This is a genomic window from Mycobacterium parascrofulaceum ATCC BAA-614 (assembly GCF_000164135.1).
Classification (GTDB): domain Bacteria; phylum Actinomycetota; class Actinomycetes; order Mycobacteriales; family Mycobacteriaceae; genus Mycobacterium; species Mycobacterium parascrofulaceum.
The window spans coordinates 29,428-54,301 of record NZ_GG770555.1; the positions used below are offsets into that span (position 1 = coordinate 29,428).

Sequence of the window (24,874 nt, forward strand, 5' to 3'; positions counted from 1 at the left end):
GCGACAGCGGCGAGGATTCCGACGCGGACTGCGCTGCGTTTCTGCGCCACCTCAAGCGAAACCGAACGGGCATTGCGGAGGAGTTCGGTCGAGCGGCTGTCGTCAACCGGGGGTTGTACAGGGTGAACCCTATGGTTGGGAAGTTGGATGGAGCTTGGAGATCAGGCACTTCCGCTTACTTGCGGACAACTAGACATCTGGCTGTCGCAGGAGACCGGTCACTCCGGCACCCAGTGGCAGATCGGCCTCTTCGTCACGATCGACGGCGGAGTCCAGCGTGACGCCCTGAAATGGGCGATCCGCCAGGCGTTGCAAGAAGCCGAACCGGCCCGGGCCTCGTTCGCCGAGGCGGACGGCCAGGTCTTTCAGCGGGCGGTCGACTACCCGGACGTCGAACTGGCCTTCCATGACCTGAGCGGCTCGCCCGACGCCGTCGAGGAAGCCCGGCGGATCGCGTTGTCGATCCAACGCACGCCCATGCCGTTCGCGGGCCCGCTGTTCAGATTCGCCCTGTTCAGGACCCGCGCCGACCAATTTCACCTGTTCGCCTGCTGCCACCACATCATCCTCGACGGCACCGGCGTCGCGCTCGTCGGCCACCGGATCGCCTCGATCTATTCGGCCATCGTCTCCGCCGCACCCATCCCCGCGCCCGTCTTCGGCTCGCTGCGGGACCTGGTGGATTACGAATCCCGCTACGAAGCGTCCGCCGACTACCGGAGGGACGAGGCCTACTGGATTCGGCACCTGCCCGCGGACGACGGAGTCCCGCACCGGGCGCCGCGCGCCGCCGGGGACCGCGACCCATGGCCGTCGGCGCCGGTCGCGTTGGACTCTGGGGTCCTGCGTCGGGTCGACAAGCTGTCCCGGGTGTGGGGCGTTTCCCAGACATCGGTCATCACCGCGGCGTGCGCGCTGCTGGTGCGCGGCTGGAGCGGCGACGGCCCGGAGGTGGTCCTCGACTTCCCGGTCAACCGGCGCGTGCGCCCCGAGGCGAAAACCCTCCCGGGCATGCTTGCCGGCGTGGTGCCGCTGGTCCTGCGGCTGTCCCCGGAGCTCACGGTCGCCGAGTTCTGCCGGCAGGTCGACACGCGGGTTCGGGAGGCGTTGGAGCACCAACGCTTTCCCGTGCAGGCGCTGGAGCGCAAAGCCCGCGGCGCGGCGGGGCCCGCCGAGCGGGTCAGCGTCAACTTCGTCCCCGCGGCCTTCACCCTGCCCTTCGGCGGGGTCACCGCCTCGGCCTCGTACACCAACTCGGGTCAGGTGACTGGCCTCGGTCTGATCTTCTCCTCCGACGGCGACCGGCTGTTCCTCAGCACGGCGGGCGTCTGGGAGCCCTTCTCCGGCTTCGACGCCGCCGACCTGGCCGGGCGCTTGGAGCGGCTGCTGGTCGCCTTGACCGCGGACACCACCCGGCGGTTGCTGTCCATCGACGTGCTCGACGAGGCCGATCGCGTGCGCCTGGCCGGCTGGGGGAATTGGGCGGTCATGGGTCGGGCCGCGCCCGCGGGACGGACGATTCCGGAGTGGTTCGGCGTGCAGGCCGGCCGGTCGCCGTCGGCGGTGGCGATCTCGTGCGAAGGGCGCCGGTGGTCGTATCGGGAGGTCGACGAGGCCTCGAACCGGTTGGCGCGCTGGCTGATCGGGCGGGGCGTCGGCCGGAGGGCGCGGGTGGGTCTGCTGATGGAGCGGTCGGCCGAGGCGGTGATCGCGGTGCTGGGCGTGCTGAAGGCCGGCGCCGCCTACGTCCCGATGGATCCGGGCTTGCCGGCGGGGCGGGTCGAATTCATGCTCGCCGACGCCGCGCCGGCGGCCGTGATCGTGTCCGCGGGACTGCGGCCGCGGTTGGGTGAGTTCGCCGGCGTGGTGGCCGACGTCGACGATCCCGTGATTCGGCAGCAGCCGGCTGCGGGCGTGGCCGGGCCGAGCGCCGACGACGTCGCGCACGTGATCTACACCTCGGGCACGACGGGCGTGCCCAAGGGGGTGGCGGTCACGCATCGCAACGTGACGCAGTTGTTCGAGGCGCTGGCCGGCGACGGGTTGTTGTCGGCGGGGCAGGTGTGGAGCCAGTGCCACTCGCTGGCATTCGACTTCTCGGTGTGGGAGATCTGGGGTGCGCTGCTGCACGGGGGTCACCTGGTGGTGGTCCCCGACGCGCTGACGCGCCGCGCCGACGAGCTGCGGGCGTTGCTGGTTGGGCAGCGGGTGTCTGTGCTGACCCAGACGCCGTCGTCGCTGGGGGCGTTGTCGCCGGATGGCGTGGGGGCGGCGTTGGTGGTGGGCGCCGAGGCATGTCCGGCGCAGGTGGTGGACCGGTGGGCGCCGGGCCGGGCGATGGTGAACGTGTACGGGCCGACCGAGACCACGATGTGGGTCGCCAAGAGCGCGCCGCTGGCGGCCGGCTCCGGGCCGCCGGGCATCGGCTCGCCGGTGGACGGGGCGGCGCTGTTCGTGCTCGACGCGTGGTTGCGGCCGGTGCCGCCGGGTGTGGTCGGTGAGCTGTATGTGGCCGGGTCCGGCGTCGGCGTGGGCTATCTGGGCCGCGCGGGGTTGACGGGTTCGCGGTTCGTGGCGTGCCCGTTCGGTGGGGCCGGGACGCGGATGTACCGCACGGGGGACCTGGTGTGGTGGGACCCGGATGGGCAGCTGCGCTATGTGGGGCGCGCCGACGAGCAGGTCAAGATTCGCGGGTATCGCATCGAACTCGGCGAAATACATTCGGCCCTAATGGGTTTGGCGGGCGTGGAGCAGGCGGCGGTGGTCGCCCGGGAGGACCGCCCCGGCGACAGGCGGCTCGTGGGATACATCACCGGGACGGCCGACCCGGCCGAGGTCCGGGCGCGGTTGGGCGAGCGGCTGCCGGGCTACATGGTCCCCGCGGCGATCGTGGCGTTGCCCGAACTGCCCGTCACCCTCAACGGCAAACTCGACACCCGCGCGCTGCCCGCACCCGAATACCTCGGTCGCGGATATCGCGCCCCGGCAACCTTCACCGAGGAGGTCCTCGCGGGCATCTACTCGCAGGTGCTGGGGCTCGAGCGCGTCGGCGTCGACGACTCCTTCTTCGACCTGGGTGGCGATTCCCTGTCGGCGATGCGGCTGGTCGCCGCGGTGAACGCCCGCCTGGATGTGGCCCTTTCCGTGCGGGCGCTGTTCGAGGCGCCCACGATTCGCCGGCTGGCGCCGCGCCTCGACGGGGGCGGGGCCCGGCTCGCGCGGGTGGTGGCCGGGGCGCGCCCCGAGGTGGTGCCGTTGTCGTTCGCGCAGTCCCGGTTGTGGTTCCTCGACCAGTTGCACGGCTGCTCGCCGGTTCACAACATGGCGGTGGCGCTGCGGCTGCGCGGCCGGCTGGATGCCGACGTGCTGGGGACGGCGTTCGCCGACGTGGTGGCCCGGCACGAGAGTCTGCGCACCGTCTTCGTCGCGCCCGAGGGAACCCCGCGGCAAGTCGTCGTCCCCGCCGCGCACGCGGACTTCGGTTGGCAGGTCGTCGACGCCGGCGGGTGGCCGGGCGCCCGGCTGGCCGAGGCGATCGACGCGGTCGCGCACCAGCCATTCGACCTGACCACCGAGATTCCCTTGCGGGCGAAGCTGTTTCGGGTGGGCGCCGGTGAGCACGTGTTGGTGGCGGTGGCTCACCACATCGCCGCAGATGGCTGGTCGATCACGCCGTTGGTGCGTGATTTGGGGATCGCTTATGCCAGCCGGTGTGCGGGTGCGCCGCCGGGGTGGGCCGAATTGCCGGTGCAGTACGTGGATTACACGCTGTGGCAACGGGCCCAGTTCGGTGACCTGGAAGACCCGCACAGCGCGATCACCGCGCAGCTGGCGTATTGGCTCGACGCCCTGGCCGGGATGCCGGAGCGTCTGGAGATGCCGACGGATCGGCCCTATCCGTCGGTGGCTGATTACCGGGGGGCGCGGGTGGCCGTGGAGTGGCCCCCGGAGTTGCAGCAGCGAGTGAGTGAGGTGGCCGGTGAACACAATGCAACCAGTTTCATGGTGGTACAGACGGCGTTGGCTCTCCTATTGGCCAAGCTGGGCGCGACTTCGGATGTGGCGGTGGGTTTTCCGATCGCCGGGCGCCGCGATCCTGCGCTTGATGAGTTGGTCGGATTTTTCGTCAATACACTTGTTCTGCGCACCGATCTGGGTGGAAATCCGACCGTGGCTGAGGTCTTGGCCCAGGTACAGCAGCGCAGCCTGGCCGCATACGAGCACCAGGACGTGCCCTTCGAGGTCCTCGTCGAACGGCTGCACCCCACCCGCAGCCTCACCCACCACCCCCTGATCCAGGTCGTCCTCGCCTGGCAGAACTTGCCCTGGCAGCACGACGGTCCGGCGGCCGGGCTGGCCCTGGGCGACGTGCGGGTGACCCCGGAACCGGTGGACACCCAGGTCGCCCGGATGGATCTGGTGTTCTCGTTGGCCGAGCGCTGGACCGAGGACGGCCGGCCCGCCGGCATCGGCGGGGCGGCGGAGTTCCGCACCGACGTGTTCGACACCGCCAGCGTCGAGGCGCTGGTCGAGCAGTTCCGGCGGGTGCTGGTAGCGGTCACGGCCGACCCCACGAAACGGATCTCCTCGATCGATGTGCTCGACGAGGCCGAGCACGCCCGCCTCGCCGTCGTCGGCAACCGGGCTGTGTTGCACGGCCCGTCGCGCGCGGGGGTGTCGATCCCGGAGTTGTTCGCCGCGCAGGTGGACCGCGCCCCCGATGCGGTGGCGATCACCTGTGCGCAGCGTTCGTGGACCTATGGTGAGCTGGACGAAACCTCGAATCGGTTGGCGCACTTGCTCATCGAGTATGGTGCCGGGCCGGGGGAGTGCGTGGCGCTGCTGGCCGAGCGTTCGGCGCAGGCCGTCGCCGCGATGCTGGCGGTGCTCAAGACCGGGGCGGCCTACCTGCCCATCGACCCCGGCCTGCCCGCGGCGCGGATCGAGTTCCTGCTGGGCGACGCCGCCCCGATCGCCGCGATCGTCACCCCCGGCATGCGGTCGCGGCTCGACGGCTCCGACCTGACGGCCCTCGATGTCGACGACCCCGCCGTCGCGACCCAAAGCACCGACGGCCTGTCCCCGCCGGACGCGGAGAACGTCGCGTACGTGATCTACACCTCGGGCACGACCGGGGTCCCCAAGGGGGTGGCGGTCACCCACCACAACGTCACGCAATTGTTGGAGTCGGTGGACCGAGAGTTCGAACTGGGCCGGGTGTGGTCGCAGTGTCACTCGTTGGCCTTCGACTTCTCGGTGTGGGAGATCTTCGGCGCGCTGCTGCGCGGCGCCCGGCTGGTCATCGTCCCCGACGACGTCGTCCGCTCACCGGAAGACCTGCACGCCATGCTCGTTCGCGAACGGGTCAGCGTGCTCAGTCAGACGCCGTCGGCGTTCTACGCCCTGTCGCCCGAGCCGAGCGAGCTGAAGCTGCAAACCGTGGTGTTCGGCGGCGAGGCGCTGGAACCCCCGCGGCTGGGTAGGTGGCTGCACAACCGCCCGAAGCTGCCGCGCCTGATCAACATGTACGGCATCACCGAGACCACGGTGCACGCCTCGTTCCGGGAGATCACCGAGGCCGACGTCGGCGACACCACCAGCCCCATCGGGGCGCCGCTTGCCCACCTCGGCTTCTTCGTGCTCGACGAATGGCTGCACCCGGTGCCCGCCGGCGTGACGGGTGAGCTGTACGTGGCCGGCGGCGGCGTGGCATGCGGGTACGGGGGCCGGGCCGGTCTGACGGCGTCGCGGTTCGTGGCGTGCCCGTTCGGGGCGTTCGGATCCCGCATGTACCGCACCGGCGACCTGGTGCGCTGGGGCGCCGACGGCCGGCTGCAATACCTGGGGCGGGCCGACGAGCAGGTCAAGATCCGCGGCTACCGCATCGAGCTCGGCGAAATCCGCGCCGCGCTCACGGCTTTCGACGAGGTCGAACAGGCGGCGGTGGTCGCGCGTGAGGACCGCCCGGGTGACAAGCGGCTCGTCGCCTACGTCACCGGAACCGCCGACCCGGCCCACGTCCGCGCCCGGCTGGCCGACCGCCTGCCCGGCTACATGGTCCCCGCGGCCGTCGTCGCGGTGGATGCCATCCCGCTGACCCTCAACGGCAAACTCGACACCCGGGCCCTGCCCGCCCCCGACTACCAGGAAGGTGGCGAATACCGCGCCCCGGCCACGCCGGTGGAGGAGATCCTGGCCGGCATCTACGCGCGGGTGCTGGGGCTGGAGCGCGTCGGCGTCGAGGAATCCTTCTTCGACCTGGGCGGGGATTCGTTGTCGGCCATGCGCCTGGTGGCGGCGGCCGCAACCGGCCTGGACGCGCGCCTGGAAGTGCGAACCCTGTTCGAGGCGCCCACGATTCGCCAGTTGGCGCCCCGCCTCGGCGCGGGCGGGGGCCGGGCCGCCCGAGTGGTGGCCGGCGCGCGGCCGGCCGTGGTGCCGTTGTCGTTCGCCCAGAGCCGGCTGTGGTTCACCGGCCAATTGCAGGGCCCCTCACCGGTTTACAACATGGCCGCGGCGATGCGGCTGGACGGGCGCGTGGACGTCGAGGCGCTGCGCGCCGCGTTGGGCGACGTGGTGGCGCGGCACGAAAGCCTGCGCACGGTGTTCATGGCACGGAAGGGAACACCCCAACAGGTGGTCGTCCCCGCCGAGCGGGCCGACTTCGGCTGGCGGGTGGTCGACGCCCTGGGCTGGCCTGCGAGCCGACTCGACGAGGCCATCGAGGCCGCGGCGCACCACCCGTTCGATCTGGCCAACGAAGTGCCCCTGCGCGCAAAGCTTTTCAGGGTCGACGCGAACCGGCATGTGTTGGTGGCGGTCGCGCACCACATCGCCGCCGACGGGTCCTCGCTGAAGCCGCTGGTGGCCGACCTCGGGCTGGCCTATGCCAGCCGGTGCGCCGGCCACGCGCCGCCGTGGGCGCCGCTGCCCGTGCAGTACATCGATTACACGCTGTGGCAGCAGGCCCGGCTGGGCGACCTGGACGATCCGGGCAGCCCCATCGCCGGCCAACTACGGTATTGGCAACACGCCTTGGCCGGCCTGCCCGAGCGCCTCGCGCTACCCACCGATCGGCCCTATCCGGCGGTGGCCGACCACCGCGGGGCGAGCGTGAGCGTGGACTGGCCGGCCGAGGTGCAACAACGCGTGCGCGAGGCTGCCCGCGCCCACAACGCGACGAGCTTCATGGTGATCCAGGCCGGCCTGGCGGTGCTGCTGGCCAAGGTCAGCGCGACTTCCGATGTGGCGGTTGGCTTTCCGATTGCCGGGCGGCCGGATCCGGCGCTCGACGAGCTGGTGGGCTTCTTCGTCAACACCCTGGTGCTTCGGGTCGACCTCGCCGGGAACCCCACCCTCGCCGAGGTGCTGGCCCAGGTGCGGCAGCGCAGCCTGGCCGCCTACGAGCATCAGGACGTGCCCTTCGAGGCGCTCGTGGAACGCCTCAACCCCAGCCGCAGCCTGGCCCATCACCCGCTGGTACAGGTGATGCTGACCTGGCAGAACAACGGCCCCGCCGAGCTGAGCCTGGGCGAGCTGCAGGTCACCCCGCTGCCGGTGAGCACCCGCACGGCGCGCATGGATCTGGTGTTCTCCCTCGCGGAACGCTGGACCGACGGCGGGCAACCGGCCGGCATCGGCGGGGCGGTGGAGTTCCGCACCGACGTGTTCGACGCCGACACGATCACGACGCTGATCGACCGGCTGCGGCGGGTGCTGGACGCCATGACCACCGACCCCGGCCGACCGCTCTCGGCGACGGACGCGCTGGACGCCGCCGAGCATCGTCTGCTGGAGGAGATGGGGAACCGCGCGGTTTTGGCCCGGTCGTGGGTGCCGGTGTCGATTCCGGGGTTGTTCGCCGCGCAGGCGACGCGGACCCCGGATGCGGTGGCGGTGAGTTGTGCGGGTGCGTCGTTGACGTATGGGGAGTTGGAGGAGTCGGCGAATCGGTTGGCGCATGTGCTGATCGAGCGGGGTGCGGGTCGCGGTGCGTCGGTGGCGGTGGTGTTGTCGCGGTCGACGGAGGCGATCGTGGCGATCTTGGCGGTCCTCAAGACCGGGGCGGCGTATCTGCCGATCGATCCGGCGCTACCGGCGGCGCGGATCGAGTTCATGCTTTCCGACACCGCGCCGGTGGCCGCGGTGAGTACGGCGGCGCTGGCTGAGAAGCTGGCCGGGTATGTGTTGCCGATGGTCGATGTGCACAGTCCGGCGCTGGCCGGGCAGCCGGCCACGGCGCCGGCGCCGGGGCCCGAGCCCGAGGATGTGGCGCACATCATTTACACGTCGGGCACCACGGGGGTGCCCAAGGGGGTGGCGGTCAGCCACGCCAATGTGACCCGGTTGTTCGACGCCCCTGAGGTGGGGGTGGTGTTGGGGTCGGGTCAGGTGTGGAGCCAGTTCCATTCGTATGCGTTTGATTTCTCGGTGTGGGAGATCTGGGGGGCGTTGCTGCATGGGGGGCGGCTGGTGGTGGTGCCCGAGGCGGTGGCCCGCTCGCCCAAGGACTTTCATGCGTTGTTGGTGGCCGAGGGGGTCACGGTGTTGAGTCAGACCCCGGCGGCGGTGCGGATGCTCTCGCCGCAGGGGTTGGAGGGCACGGCGTTGGTGATCGGCGCCGAGCCGGTGCCGGCCGAGGTGGTGGACCGGTGGGCGCCGGGGCGGGTGATGGTCAATGTGTACGGGCCGACCGAGACCACGATTTTCGCCACGGCCAGTGCCGCGTTGGTGGCCAAGGGTGGGGCGCCGCCGATCGGGTCGGCGGTGCCCGGGGCGGCGTTGTTTGTGCTCGATGGCTGGTTGCGGCCGACCCCGGTCGGGGTGGTCGGGGAGTTGTATGTGGCCGGGCGCGGGGTCGGCCTGGGTTATGTGCGCCGGGCGGGGTTGACCGGGTCGCGGTTTGTGGCGTGCCCGTTCGGGGCGCCGGGGGCCCGGATGTATCGCACCGGGGATTTGGTGTGCTGGGGGGCTGATGGGCAGCTGCGGTATGTGGGGCGTGCGGATGCGCAGGTCAAGATCCGCGGGTATCGCATCGAGATCGGCGAGATCCAGTCGGCGCTGGCGGCTTTGGATGGGGTCGAGCAGGCGGTGGTGGTGGTGCGTGAGGACCGCCCCGGCGACAAGCGCCTGGTCGGCTACCTGACCGGCACGGCGGAGCCGGCCGCGCTGCGCACCGCGCTGGCCGAGCGGCTGCCGGGCTACATGGTCCCCGCGGCGCTGGTGGCGCTGCCCGAACTGCCGATGACGGTCAACGGCAAACTCGACACCCGCGCGCTGCCGGCACCGGAATACCACGCCTCGGGATATCGCGCCCCGAGCACACCCACCGAAGAAATCCTGGCCGGCATCTACGCCCAAGTCCTCGGCGTCGACCGCGTCGGCATCGACCAATCCTTCTTCGACCTCGGCGGCGACTCGCTGTCGGCCATGCGGGCGGTCGCGGCGATCAATAGCGGCCTGGACAGGGCCCTTTCGGTGCGGGCGCTGTTCGAGGCGCCCACGGTGGCGCAGCTGGCCCCCCGCATCGGCGGCAGCGGGGGTGGCCTCGCGGCGCTGGTCGCAGGCGAGCGCCCGGTGGTCGTGCCGTTGTCGTTCGCGCAGTCCCGGTTGTGGTTCATCGACCAGCTGAACGGGCCGTCACCCGTCTACAACATGGCGGCGGCGCTGCGGCTGCGCGGCCGGCTGGACACCGCCGCGCTGCGCGCGGCGCTGGCCGACGTCGTCGCCCGCCACGAAAGCCTGCGCACCGTCTTCGCCGCACCCGACGGAACCCCGCAGCAAGTCGTGCTGCCCCCGGCGCGGGCCAGTGTCAGGTGGGACGTGGTGAAGACGGACGGTTGGTCGTCGAGCCGGCTGGAGGAGGCCATCGAGGCCGCGGCGAGCTATCCGTTCGATCTGGCGGCCGAGATTCCACTGCGGGCGACGCTGTTCCGCGTGGGCGCCGGTGAGCACGTGCTGGTGGCGGTGGCTCACCACATCGCCGCCGACGGCTGGTCGCTGCGGCCGCTGGCCGCCGACCTCGGCGTCGCCTACGCCAGCAGGTGCGCGGGGGAGGCGCCGGGATGGGCCGAATTGCCCGTCCAGTACGTGGATTACACGCTGTGGCAACGGGCCCAGTTCGGTGACCTGGACGACCCGCACAGCGCCATCGCCGCGCAGCTGGCCTATTGGCAGGATGCGCTGGCCGGGATGCCGGAGCGTCTGGAGTTGCCGACGGATCGGCCCTATCCGCCGGTCGCCGATTACCGGGGGGCGCGGGTGGCCGTGGAGTGGCCGCCGGAGTTGCAGGTCCTGGTCCGCGAGCTCGCCGGTGAGCACAACGCGACCAGCTTCATGGTGGTGCAGGCCGCCCTGGCCGTGCTGCTCTCCAAGGTCGGCGCGACTTCCGATGTGGCCGTGGGCTTCCCGATCGCCGGGCGCCGCGACCCCGCCCTCGACGACCTGGTCGGCTTCTTCGTCAACACCCTGGTGCTGCGCACCGATCTGGGCGGGAATCCCACGGTCGCCGAGCTGCTGGCGCAGGTGCAGCAGCGCAGCCTGGCCGCATACGAGCACCAGGACGTGCCCTTCGAGGTCCTCGTCGAACGGCTGCACCCCACCCGCAGCCTCACCCACCACCCCCTGATCCAGGTCGTCCTCGCCTGGCAGAACGTGGAGTTCGCCGACCTGAACCTGGGCGACCTGGAGGTCACGCCGCTGCCGACGGAAACCCGCAGCGCCCGCATGGATCTGGTGTTCTCGTTGGCCGAGCGCTGGACCGAGGACGGCCGGCCCGCCGGCATCGGCGGGGCGGTGGAATTCCGCACCGACGTGTTCGACACCGCCCGCATCGAAGCCCTGATCGAGCGGCTGCACCACGTCTTGGTCGCAATCACCGCCGACCCGTCGCGGCGGGTGTCGTCGATCGATGTGCTCGACGAGGCCGAGCACGCCCGCCTCGCGGTCGTCGGCAACCGGGCTGTGTTGCACGGCCCGTCGCGCGCGGGGGTGTCGATCCCGGAGTTGTTCGCCGCGCAGGTGGACCGCGCCCCCGATGCGGTGGCGATCACCTGTGCGCAGCGTTCGTGGACCTATGGTGAGCTGGACGAAGCCTCGAATCGGTTGGCGCACTTGCTCATCGAGTATGGTGCCGGGCCGGGGGAGTGCGTGGCGCTGCTGGCCGAGCGTTCGGCGCAGGCCGTCGCCGCGATGCTGGCGGTGCTCAAGACCGGGGCGGCCTACCTGCCCATCGACCCCGGCCTGCCCACGGCGCGGATCGAGTTCATGCTCGCCGATGCCATTCCGATCGCCGCGGTCACCACGGCGGGAGTCCGCTCGCGGCTCGACGGCTCCGACCTGGCGGTCCTCGATTTCGACGATCCCGAGCTGGCTACTCAACCCGGCGGCCCGCCCCCGCCGCCGGACGCGGAGAACGTCGCGTACGTGATCTACACCTCGGGCACGACCGGGGTCCCCAAGGGGGTGGCGGTCACCCACCACAACGTCACGCAATTGTTGGAGTCGGTGGATCGGGAGCTCGAACTGGGCCGGGTGTGGTCGCAGTGTCACTCGTTGGCCTTCGACTTCTCGGTGTGGGAGATCTTCGGCGCGCTGCTGCGCGGCGCCCGGCTGGTCATCGTCCCCGACGACGTCGTCCGCTCACCGGAAGACCTGCACGCCATGCTCGTTCGCGAACGGGTCACGGTACTGAGCTACACCCCCTCCGCGGTCGCCGGGCTGGCGCCGCAGGGCCTCGATTCCGTGGCCACGCTCGTGATGGGCGGGGAGCCGTGTCCACCGGAGGTGGTGGACCGGTGGGCGCCCGGCCGGGTGATGGTCAACCAGTACGGCCCGACCGAGACCACGATGTACGCGGCGATGACCGCTCCGCTGACCGCGGGAGCCGGAACGCCGCCGATCGGGTCGCCCGTACCCGGCGCGGCGTTGTTCGTCTTGGACCGGTGGCTGCGGCCGGTGCCCGAAGGCGTGGTGGGTGAGCTGTACGTGGCCGGCCGCGGCGTGGCGCGCGGTTATCCGGGTCGGCCCGGTCTGACGGCGTCGCGGTTCGTGGCCTGCCCGTTCGGCGGGCCCGACGCGCCCGGCCAACGCATGTACCGCACCGGCGACCTGGCGCGCTGGGATAGCGATGGGCAACTGCATTACCTCGGGCGGATGGACGATCAGGTCAAGATCCGCGGCTACCGCATCGAACTCGGCGAAATTCGCGCCGCGCTAACGGGTTTGCGCGGCGTCGGACAGGCGGTGGTGATCGTTCGCGAGGACCGCCCCGGCTACAAGCGACTCGTCGCCTACGTCACCGGAACCGCCGACCCCGCCCACCTCCGCGGCCGGCTGGCCGATCGGCTGCCCAACTACATGGTCCCCGCGGCCATCGTCGCGCTGGACGACATCCCACTGACCCTCAACGGCAAACTCGACATCCGCGCCCTGCCCGCACCGGACTTCGAGAGCGCGGAGCATTACCGCGCTCCCGGGGACGCCGTCGAGGAGATCCTGGCCGGCATCTACGCCCAGGTGTTGGGCGTGGAGCGGGTCGGGGTGGACGACTCGTTCTTCGACCTCGGTGGCGACAGCATCCTGTCGATGCAGGTGGTGGCGCGCGCCCGGGCAGCCGGCGTGGTGTTCCGCCCACGCGACGTCTTCGTCGAGCAGACGGTGGCGCGGCTGGCCCGGGTGGCCGGGGTGGCCATCGACGACCGCGCCGTCGACGAGGGCGTCGGCCCGGTGGCCGCGACCCCGATCATGCGCTGGCTGCACAGCGTCGACGGCCCGGTCGAGGAGTTCAACCAGACCATGATCGTGCGGGCGCCCGACGGCGTCACCCACGACGACGTGGTGGCTCTGCTGCAGGCCCTGATCGATCGGCACCCCATGCTGCGGCTGTGCGTCGACGACGACGGTGCCGGCGGCTGGACGCTGCACGCGGCCGAGCCCGGCGCGATCCAAGCGGGCGGGTGCGTACACGCCGTGGAGGCGTTGACGCGCGAGGCGCTGGTGGCGGAGCGGTCGCGGTTGAACCCGGCGGCGGGCGTGATGCTGCGCGCGGTCTGGGCCGAGCCCACCGGACGGCTGGCGTTGATCGTCCACCACCTGGCCGTCGACGGGGTGTCGTGGCGAATCCTGTTGGAAGACTTGAACATCGCCTGGGCCCAACAGCAGAGCGGTCGCCCGGTGACACTGCCGGCGGGCGGGACGTCCTTCGCCCGCTGGTCCGCGCTGCTGGCGGAGCGCGCCCGGCGACCCGAGGTCGTCGCGCAGGCCGAGGCGTGGCGACGGGTGGCCGCGACCCCGCCGCCGTTGCCGGCCCCACGGTCGACAACCGACACCTACGAGACGGCCGAACATTTGTCGGTGTCCCTCGATCCCGAAATCACTCGCATGTTGCTGGGGGTAGTGCCGGCGGCGTATCACGCCGGTGTCCAGGATATTTTGGTGGTCGCCTTCGGGTTGGCGATCAACGAATTCCTGGGCACCGGCGCGCCGCTTTGTATCGACGTCGAGGGCCACGGCCGCGACGAAGACGTGGGTCCGCGCGTCGACCTGTCGCGCACGGTGGGGTGGTTCACCGCCAAATACCCCGTCGCGCTTCGGTTCGGTAAACCGCAGTGGGCGAAAATCGTCTCCGGCGAGGCCGAACTCGGGACGCTCGTCAAGGACGCCAAAGAGCAGCTGCGCGCGCTGCCGGACGGCCTCACCTACGGGCTCCTGCGCTACCTGAATCCCGAAGCGGGCCTGGATGACCCGGACCCGGTCATCGGCTTCAACTATCTGGGCCGGCTCGGCGGGACGGCCGAGCTGTCGGACGCATTGTGGCGCCTCGACGAGGACAGCCTGCCGCTGACCGCCGCGACCGCGGCGCTGCCCATCCCGCTGGGGCACGCGCTGGAACTGAACGCCGGCACCATGGAGACCGCGAATGGGCCGGTCCTGCAGGCCAACTGGACCTGGGCGCCCTCGGCGCTGCAGCGCGGCCAGGTCCGCCGGCTCAGCCGATTGTGGTGTGACGCCCTGGCCGGCATCTGCGCGCGCGTGCGCAACGGCGGGGGCGGGCTGACCCCGTCGGACATCGCCCCCGCCCGGTTGAGCCAGCAGCAGATCGACGAGCTGTGCCGCCGCCACCCGACCGCCGACGTGCTGCCCCTGACCCCCCTGCAACAGGGACTGCTGTTCCACGCCAACACCGGGCGGGACCCCGGCGACGACGTGTACGCGGTCCAGCTGGACATCACCGTGTGCGGACCGCTCGATCCGCAGCGCCTGCGCGAGGCGGTCCACACCGTGCTCCACCGGCACCCCAACCTGATCGCCCGATTCTGCGACGACTTCGACGAACCGGTGCAGATCATCCCGCCCGAACCGGCCATGGCGTGGCGCTACCTCCAGCTCGACGCCGACGACACCGACCCGGACGGGCGGATCGGTCAGCTGAGCGCCGCCGAACGCGCAGCGGTGTGCGACCTGGCCGCCGGCCCGGCGTTCCGGGCGGCGCTGATCCGCACCGGGGAAGCGCGGCACCGCTTCGTGCTGACCGTGCATCACATCGTGATGGACGGGTGGTCGCTGCCGATCGTGCTCCAGGAGATCTTCGCCGGCTATTTCCGGGAGCGGATGCCGGCGGCGGCGCCGTATCGCCGCTACCTCACCTGGCTGGCGGACCGGGACGTGCCGGCCGCGCGGGCGGCGTGGCAGCAGGTGCTTGACGGGTTCGACACCCCGACGCTGGTGCGCCCACCGGGCCGGGTGGGGCGGCGGGGGGTCGCCACGTTCAGCGTGCCGGCGGTCACCACGCGGGCGCTCGGCGGCCTGGCCCGCTCCTCGCTCACCACGGTCAGCACGGTCCTGCAGGCCGGCTGGGCGCAGGTGCTGGCGTGGCTGACCGGCCAGGACGACGTGGTCTTCGGCGCCGTCGTCTCGGGCCGCCCGGCCGACGTGCGCGGGGCGGAATCGATGGTCGGCCTGCTGATCAACACGGTTCCGGTGCGGGCCACCCTCACCGCGGCGACCACCGTCGCCGGCCTGCTCGAGCAGTTGCGCCGCGCGCAAAACCACACACTCGAGCACCAACACCTGGCGCTGCCCGAAATCCACCGGGCCACCGGCCACGAGCAGTTGTTCGACACCCTGTTCGTGTACGAGAACTATCCGATCGACAGGGCGGCGCTGGCGGGCGCCCACGAAGTCACCGTCACCGACTTCACCAGCCGGGAGTTCAACCACTACCCGCTGTCGGTGCAAGCGGTGCCGGGCGACGAACTGGGCCTGCGCGTCGAATTCGACACCGAGGTGTTCGACGCGGACGGCATCGCGGCGATGATCGAACGGTTTCGCCGGGTGCTGGAGGCCATGGCCGCCGACCCCGCCCGCCCGTTGTCGACGATCGACGCGCTCGACGAGTCCGAGCACGTTCATCTGGGCGCGTGGGGGAACCGGGCGGTCCTCACCGAGCCGGTGACCGGGGCGTCGATCCCCGAGGCGTTCGCCGTCCAGGTCGCCCGCAGCCCGGACGCGGTGGCCCTGCGCTTCGAGGGCCGCTCCCTGACGTACCGGGAGCTGGACGAGGCCGCCAACCGCCTGGCGCACCTGCTGGCCGAGCGCGGCGCCGGCCCGGGGACCTTTGTGGCGCTGCTGTTTTCGCGGTCCGCCGACGCGATCGTCGCGATGTTGGCGGTGCTCAAGTCCGGGGCGGCCTACCTGCCGATCGACCCGGGGCTGCCCGACGCGCGGATCCGGTTCATGATCGCCGACGCCTCGCCGATCGTCGCCCTGACCACGGCGGAGCTTCGACCGCGGCTGGACGGCTCCGCGCTGACGGTGATCGACGTCCACGACCCGTCGGTGACCGCACGGCCCGCCACGGCGCCGCCCGCCCCCGCCCCGGAGGACATCGCCTACCTGATCTACACGTCCGGCACCACGGGCGCACCCAAGGGGGTGGCTGTCACCCACCACAACGTGACCCAGCTGATGGCGTCGCTGCACGCGCCGCTGCCGGCGGCCGGGGTCTGGTCGCAGTGTCACTCGCCGGCCTTCGACGTCTCGGTCCAGGAGATCTTCGGCGCCCTGCTGGACGGGGGCCGGCTGGTCGTGGTGCCCGAACCGGTGGTGCACTCGCCAGAAGACTTGCGCGCCTTGCTCATTCGCGAACGGGTCAGCGTGCTGAGCCAGACGCCGTCGGAGGCGGGGGCTTTGTCGCCCGAAGGCCTGGACGCCGTCGCGTTGGTGATCGGCGGGGAGCCTTGCCCCGACGAGCTGGTGGATCGGTGGGCACCCGGCCGCGTGATGGTCAACGCGTACGGCCCGACCGAGACGACGGTGGACGCCGCGATCAGCGCCCCACTGACCGCGGGGGCGGGGGCGCCGATCGGGTCTCCGGTCTCCGGCGCCGCGTTGCTCGTGTTGGACAAGTGGTTGCGCCCGGTCCCGGCCGGGGTGGTCGGCGAGCTGTACGTCGCCGGGCGCGGCGTGGCGTGCGGCTACCTGGGCCGGTCCGGGTTGACGGCGTCGCGGTTCATCGCGTGCCCGTTCGGCGGGCCCGGCGCCCGCATGTACCGCACCGGGGACCTGGTGCGCTGGGGCACCGACGGGCAGCTGCGGTACGTGGGCCGCGCCGACGACCAGGTCAAGATCCGCGGCCACCGCGTCGAGCTCGGCGAAATCCACACCGCCCTGACCGCGTTGGCGGGAGTGGAGCGGGCGGCGGTGATCGCCCGCGACGGCCGGCTGGTGGGTTACATCACCGGAACGGCCGACCCGGCGGGTGCCCGCGCCGCGCTCGCCGAGCGGCTGCCCGCCTACATGGTGCCCGCCGCGATCGTCGAGGTGGATGCTATCCCGTTGACGGTCAACGGAAAACTGGACGCCCGGGCCCTGCCGGCGCCGGAATACCACGACGCCGATGCCTACCGCGCCCCGGCGAACCCGATCGAGGGAATCCTGGCCGAGATCTACGCCCGGATACTGGGACTGGCCCGGGTCGGGGTCGACGAGTCGTTCTTCGATCTGGGTGGCGACTCGCTGGCGGCCATGCGGCTGGCCGCCGCCGTCAACGCTGGCCTGGACGCCCAACTTTCGGTGCGCACCGTGCTCGAGGCGCCCACCGTTCGCCGGCTGGCGCCGCTGCTCGGCGCGGGCGGCGACGGTCCGGCTCGAGTGGTGGCCGGTCCGCGCCCGGCGGTGCTGCCCCTGTCGTTCGCGCAGTCCCGGTTGTGGTTCATCGACCAGCTGCACGGGCCGTCGCCGGTCTACAACATGGCCGCGGCGTTGCGGCTGCGCGGACACCTCGCCGTCGACGCGCTGGCCGCCGCGCTGACCGACGTGCTGGCCCGGCACGAGACCCTGCGCACGGTGTTCGTCGCCGTCGAGGGCACCCCCCGGCAGGTGGTGGTACCGCCGGAGCGCGCCGCCGCCGGGTGGGACGTCGTCGACGCCGCCGGGTGGCCGGCCGAGCGGTTGCGCGAGGCCGTCGAGGCGGCCGCCGCGGACCCGTTCGACCTGAGCGCCGAGATGCCCTTGCGGGCAAGGCTTTTCCGGGTAGCCGAGGACGAGCACCTGCTGGTGGCCGTGCTGCACCACATCGCGGCCGACGGCTGGTCGCTCACCCCGCTGGTGCGCGATCTCGGCGTGGCCTACGCCGGCCGGTGCGCGGGCCGGGCGCCGAGCTGGGCGCCGCTGGCGGTGCAGTACGCCGACTACACGCTGTGGCAGCGCGAGCAGCTCGGTGATCTCGACGACCCGGACAGCCCGATCGCCGGGCAGCTGCGCTACTGGCGGGACGCGCTCGACGGGATGCCCGAACGCCTGGAGCTGCCCACCGATCGCCCCTACCCGGCGGTGGCCGACCACCGCGGGGCCACCCTGGCCGTCGAGTGGCCGGCCGAGCTGCAGGACGGGGTGCGCGAGCTCGCCCGGGCGCACAACGCGACCAGCTTCATGGTGGTGCAGGCCGTCCTGGCGGTGCTGCTCGCCAAGCTGAGCGCGAGTTCCGATGTGGCCGTGGGATTTCCGATCGCCGGGCGCCGCGATCCCGCGCTCGACGACGTGGTGGGTTTCTTCGTCAACACCCTGGTGTTGCGCGTCGACCTGGGCGGGAACCCCACGGTCGCCGATGTGCTCGCCCAGGTGCGCCGGCGCAGCCTGGCCGCCTACGAGCACCAGGACGTGCCGTTCGAGGTGCTCGTCGAACGGCTAAACCCCACCCGCAGCCTGGGCCACCACCCGCTGGTTCAGGTGATGCTCGCCTGGCAGAACAACGAACCCGTCGATCTGAGCCTGGGCGACCTGCAGGTGACCGCGTTGCCGGTGGACACCCGCACCGCCCGCACCGATCTGTTGTTCTCCCTGGCGGAACGCTGGACCGGCGACGGCCGGTCCGCCGGCATCGGCGGGGCGGTGGAGTTCCGCACCGACGTGTTCGACACCGCCACCGTCGCAACGCTTGTCGCGCGGCTGCGCCGGGTGGTGGCGGCCATGGCCGAAGAGCCCGGCCGCCGGCTGTCGTCGATCGACGTGCTCGACGAGGCGGAGCATGCCCGCCTCGAGGTCGTCGGCAACCACGCCGCGCTGAGCCGGCCCACGCCCGCCGGACTGTCCATTCCCCAGCTGTTCACCGCCAGCGTGAACCGCAGCCCGGACGCGGTGGCGATCAACTGCGGAGATCGTTCCTGGACCTATGGGCAGTTCGACGTCGCAGCAAACCGGTTGGCGCACCTGCTCATCGAGCATGGCGCGGGCCCGGGGGAGCGGGTCGCCCTGCTGATTCCCCGGTCGGCCGGGGCCGTCGCGGCGATGCTGGCCGTCCTGAAATCCGGTGCGGCCTATGTGCCGATCGACCCGGGGCTGCCGGCCGCGCGGATCGCCTTCATGCTGAGCGATTCCGCGCCGGTGGCCGTGCTCACCACGAGCGGGCTGCGGTCACGGCTGGACGGCTGCGGCCTGCCGGTCCTCGAGATCGACGACCCGGTGGTGGATACGTTGCCCGGCACGGCGCTGCCGCCCCCGCGCCCGGAGGACGTCGCCTACATCATCTACACGTCCGGGACGACCGGAATCCCCAAGGGGGTGGCGGTCACCCACCGCAACGTCGCCCAATTGCTCGACTCGCTGGACGACGAACTCGAGCTGGGCCAGGTGTGGACGCAGTGCCACTCGCTGGCCTTCGACTTCTCCGTGTGGGAGATCTTCGGCGCGCTGTTGCGGGGCGGGCGGCTGGTGGTGGTGTCCGACGCGGTGGTCCGCTCACCAGAAGAGCTGTACGCCTTGCTGGTTCGCGAACAGGTCAGCGTGCTGAGCCAGACGCCGTCGGCGTTCGACGCGCTGCAGACCGCCGATGCGCTCGCACCCGACCTCGCCCAACAGCTCAAGCTGCAGACGCTGGTGTTCGGGGGCGAAGCGCTCGAAGCCCGGCGGCTGGGCAGGTGGCTGGACAACCACCCGGGACTGCCGCGGCTGATCAACATGTACGGCACCACCGAGACCACGGTGCACGCCTCGTTCCGCGAGCTCGGCGCCGGGGACGTCGGCGGCGATGCCAGCCCCATCGGGGGGCCCCTGGCGCACCTCGCCTTCTTCGTGCTGGACCGCTGGTTGCGGCCGGTGCCGGCCGGGGTGGTGGGCGAGCTGTTCGTGGCCGGCCGCGGCCTGGCGTGCGGGTACGTGGGCCGGTCGGGTCTGACCGGGTCGCGGTTCGTGGCGTGCCCGTCGGGGCCGCCCGGACAGCGGATGTATCGCACCGGCGATCTGGTGCGCTGGGGCGCCGACGGGCAGCTGCGCTACCTCGGCCGCGCCGACGACCAGGTCAAGATCCGCGGCCACCGCATCGAGCTCGGCGAAATTCACACGGTCCTAACAGGTTTGGCCGGGGTGAAGCGGGCGGCGGTGATCGCCCGCGAGGACCGCCCCGGCGACAAGCGGCTGGTGGGCTACGTGACCGGCAGCGCCGATCCGGCCGCCATCCGCGCGGCGCTCGCGGAACGGTTGCCCGCCTACATGGTGCCCTCCGCGGTCGTCGTCGTCGACGCGATCCCGTTGACGGTCAACGGCAAACTCGACACCCGGGCCCTGCCGGCGCCCGACTACCGCGGCGCCGCGCCGTACCGCGCCCCGGCCACCGCGACGGAAGAAATCCTGGCCGGCATCTACGCCCGGGTCCTCGGCATCGACCGCGTCGGCGTCGACGACTCGTTCTTCGACCTGGGCGGGGATTCGCTCGCGGCGATGCGCTTGATCGCGGCGGTCAACGCCGGCCTGAACGCGCACCTCGGGGTGCGCTCCCTGTTCGAGGCGCCCACGATTCACCTGTTGGCGCCGCGCCTCGGTGCGGACGGGGCGGGGCGCACACCCCTGGTGGCGATCGAGCGGCCCGCCGTGATCCCGCTGTCCTTCGCCCAGTCCCGGTTGTGGTTCCTGGACCAGTTGCAGGGCCCGTCGGCGGTGTACAACATGGCGGCGGCGCTGCGCCTGCGGGGGAGCCTCGACGTTGGCGCGCTGGGCGCCGCGCTCGGCGACGTGGTGGCCCGCCACGAAAGCCTGCGCACGGTATTCGTCGCGGCGGAGGGGACACCCCAACAGATCGTGGTGCCGCCCGCAGAGGCCGACGTGGCCTACGACGTGGTCGACGCCACCGCCTGGCCGCCCGGCCGGCTGGCCGAGGCCGTCGAGGCGGTGGCCCACTACGCGTTCGACCTGGGAACCGAAATCCCGTTGCGCGCCTGGCTGTTCCGAACGGCCGGCGACGAGCACGTGCTGGTGTCGGTGCTGCACCACATCGCCGCCGACGGCCTGTCGCTCACCCCGCTGGTGCGCGACCTCGGCGTGGCCTACGCCCGCCGGTGCGCGGGCGAGCCCCCGGGCTGGGCGCCGCTGGCGGTGCAGTACGCCGACTACACGCTGTGGCAACGCGACCAGTTCGGCGACCTGGACGACCCGGACAGCCCGATCGCCGGGCAGTTGCGGTTCTGGGAACACAACCTGGCCGGGATGCCCGAGCGGCTGGTGTTGCCCACCGATCGGCCCTACCCGCTGGTGGCCGACCACCGCGGGGCCACCGTGAGCGTGCAGTGGCCGGCCGAGTTGCAGCAACGGGTGCGCGAGGTCGCGCGGGCGCACAACGCGACCAGCTTCATGGTGGTGCAGGCCGCCCTGGCGGTGCTGCTGTCGACGCTGAGCGGAAGCAGCGAGGTGGCCGTCGGCTTCCCGATCGCCGGGCGGCGCGACCCGGTGCTCGACGACGTGGTGGGCTTCTTCGTCAACACCCTGGTGCTGCGGACGGATCTCGGCGGCGACCCGACGGTCGCGCAGGTGCTGGCGCAGGTGCGCGGGCGCAGCCTGGCCGCCTACGAACACCAGGACGTCCCCTTCGAGGTGCTGGTGGAACGGCTGCACCCCGCCCGCAGCCTCGGCCACCACCCGCTGGTGCAGGTGATGCTGGCCTGGCAGGGCAACGACGCCACCGACCTGCGCCTCGGCGACCTGGACGTCACCCCGCTGCCGGTGGACACCCACACCGCCCGGATGGACCTGACCTTTTCGCTGGCCGAGCACTGGGGCGCCGGCGGCGAACCCGCGGGAATCGGCGGGCAGGTCGAGTTCCGCACCGACGTGTTCGACGCCGGCACCATCGAAACGCTGGTCAAACGCCTGCACCGGGTGCTGGTGGCCATCACCGCGGACGCCGACCGGCCGTTGTCGTCGATCGACCTCCTCGACGACGGCGAGCGCGCCCGCCTCGACGAATGGGGCAACCGTGCGGCGTGCAGCCGGCCGGTGACCTGTCCGTCGATCGTGGCGGCGTTCACCGCGCAGGTGGACCTGGCCCCGAAGGCCCCGGCGCTGTGCTGCGGTGACCGCACGATGACCTACCGGGAATTGGACCGCGCCGCGAACCGATTGGCGCACTTGCTGATTGACCAGGGCGCCGGGCCGGGCGAGTGTGTGGGCCTGCTCGCTGAACGCTCGGCGGAGGCGGTCGTGGCGATCCTCGCGGTGCTCAAGACGGGGGCGGCGTACCTGCCGATCGATCCGGGGCTGCCCCCCGCGCGCATCGAGTTTCTCCTCACCGACGCCGCGCCGATCGCCGCGGTGACGACGGCCGGCCTCCGATCACGGCTGGACGGGTACGACCTCGCCGTCGTCGACGTCGACGATCCGGCCCTGGACACCCGGCCCGACGGCGCGCCCGCCGCGGCGCCGACGGCCGACGACGTCGCCTACCTGATCTACACGTCCGGTACCACCGGAACCCCCAAAGGCGTTGCGGTCACCCACCGCAACGTCACGCAACTGTTCGCCCCCCTCGACGCGCCCCTGCCCGTGGCGGGAGCGTGGTCGCACAGCCATTCGCTGGTCTTCGACGTGTCGGTGTGGGAGATCTTCGGTGCGCTGTTGCACGGCGGGCGGGTGCTGGTGGTGCCCGACGCGACGGCCCGCTCGCCGAGGGAACTGCACGCCCTGCTGAGCGCCGAACGGGTCAGCGTGCTCACCCAGACGCCGTCCGAGGCGGGCATGCTCCCGGTCGAGGGCCTGGATTCGGCCGCCCTGGTGGTGGCGGGTGAGGCCTGCCCGGAAGAGGTGGTGGACCGCTGGGCGCCGGGGCGGACGATGCTCAACGTCTACGGACCCACCGAGACGACGATGTGCGTGGCGGTCAGCGCGCCGCTGGCGCCCGAGTCGAGAACACCGCCGATCGGTGCGCCGGTTCCGGGGGCCGCGCTGTTCGTGCTCGACGGCTGGCTGCGCCCGGCGGCCACCGGAGTCGTCGGGGAGCTGTACGTGGCCGGCGCGGGGGTGACCTACGGGTACGTGCGCCGGTCCGGGCTGACCGCGTCGCGGTTCGTGGCCTGCCCGTTCGGTGCGCCCGGGGCCCGGATGTATCGCACCGGGGACCTGGCGTGTTGGGGCCCGGACGGGCAACTGCAGTACCTGGGCCGCGCGGACGACCAGGTCAAGATTCGCGGCCACCGCATCGAGCTCGGCGAAATCCGCACGGCCCTAACCGGTTTGGGCGGGGTCGAGCAGGCGGCGGTGGTCGCCCGCGAGGACCGCCCCGGCGACAAGCGGCTGGTGGGGTACGTCACCGGGACCGCCGACGCGGCCGCGTTGCGCGTGGCGCTGGCCGACCGGCTGCCCGCCTACATGGTGCCGGCGGCGGTGGTCGTGCTGGACGCCCTGCCGCTGACCGTCAACGGCAAACTCGACACCCGCGCCCTGCCGGCACCGGCGTACACCGACGGCGACGGCTACCGCCCGCCGGCCACGCCCGTCGAGGAGACCCTGGCCGACATCTACGCCCAGGTGCTCGGGATGGAGCGGGTCGGGGTCCAGGAGTCGTTCTTCGACCTGGGCGGGGATTCGCTGTCGGCGATGCGCCTGGTCGCCGCGATCCAGTCGACCCTGGGCGTCCACCTGCCGGTGCGCGCCGTCTTCGACGCGCCGTCGGTGCGGAACCTGGCTCAGCAGCTGGACCGGCACGCCGAGGAGGCCGCGCAGCCGGGGCGGGCCACCTTCGCGTCCGTGCACGGCCGCGACGCCACCGAGGTCTACGCCAGCGACCTGACGCTGGACAAGTTCGTCGACGCCGCGACGCTGGGCAACGCGCCGGCGCTGCCCGGCCCGGGCGCGCAGGTGCGCACGGTCCTGTTGACCGGTGCTACGGGCTTCCTGGGGCGCTACCTGGCGCTGCAGTGGCTCGAGCAGCTGGAGCTGGTCGACGGGACGCTGATCTGCCTGGTGCGGGCCGGCTCCGACGAGGAGGCGCGGCGGCGGCTGGAGACGACCTTCGACAGCGGCGACCCCCGCCTGCTGGCTCACTTCGCGGGGCTGGCCGCCCACCACCTGGAGGTCCTGGCCGGCGACAAGGGCGCGACGAACCTCGGGCTCGACGAGCGGACGTGGCAACGGCTGGCCGACACCGTCGACCTGATCGTCGACTGCGCGGCCGTCGTCAACGGCGTCCTGCCCTACCGCGAGCTGTTCGGCCCCAACGTGGCGGGCACCGCCGAGCTGATCCGGCTGGCGCTGACCACCAGACTCAAGCCCTACACGTTCGTCTCGACCGCAAACGTCGGGGACGGCGTCGACCGGGCGGCCTTCACCGAGGACGCCGACATCCGCGCGATCAGCCCCACCCGCATCATCGACGGCGGCTACTCCAACGGCTACGGCAACAGCAAGTGGGCCGGCGAGGTGCTGCTGCGCGAGGCGCACGACCTGTGCGGGCTGCCGGTGACGGTGTTCCGCTGCGACATGATCCTGGCCGACACCAGCTACGCGGGCCAGCTCAACCTGTCGGACATGTTCACCCGGATGGTGCTGAGCATCGCGGCCACCGGGGTCGCGCCGCGCTCGTTCTACCGACTCGACGCCGAGGGCAACCGGCAGCGTTCGCATTTCGACGCGCTGCCCGTCGAATTCGTCGCCGAGGCGGTCACCGCGCTGGGCGCCAAAGCGGTCGCCGGCTTCGGGACGTATCACGTGATGAACCCGCACGACGACGGCATCGGCATCGACGAGTACGTCGACTGGCTGATCGAGGCCGGCTACCCGATCGAGCGGATCGACGACTTCGGGGAGTGGCTGCGCCGGTTCGAGGCCGCGCTGCGCGAACTCCCGGAGCGCCAGCGGCAACACTCGGTGCTCCCGCTGCTGCAGCTGCCGAGCACCCGGCAGGTCGAACCCGGGGCGCCGGCACGGGGTGCGCTCGCGTCGACCGACCGGTTCCGGGCCGCGGTGCGGGAGGCCAAGATCGGCCCGGACGGCGACGATCCCGACATCCCGCGCGTGTCGCCGCCGGTGATCGTCAAGTACGTCACCGACCTGCAGTTGCTCGGCCTGCTCGACGCGTAAGCCGTTGCCCCGCAGGTAGTTCCGGCGAGGGGGC

1 protein-coding gene is annotated in these 24,874 nt (G+C 71.9%); it reads left to right on the forward strand.

The features are described 5' to 3' along the window. The first annotated feature begins 147 nt into the window (after positions 1 to 147). Positions 148 to 24,840: a non-ribosomal peptide synthase/polyketide synthase gene (locus tag HMPREF0591_RS15880; protein ID WP_007169619.1), complete on the forward strand. Its 24,693-nt coding sequence runs from the start codon at positions 148 to 150 to the stop codon at positions 24,838 to 24,840. Positions 24,841 to 24,874: the final 34 nt, after the last annotated feature.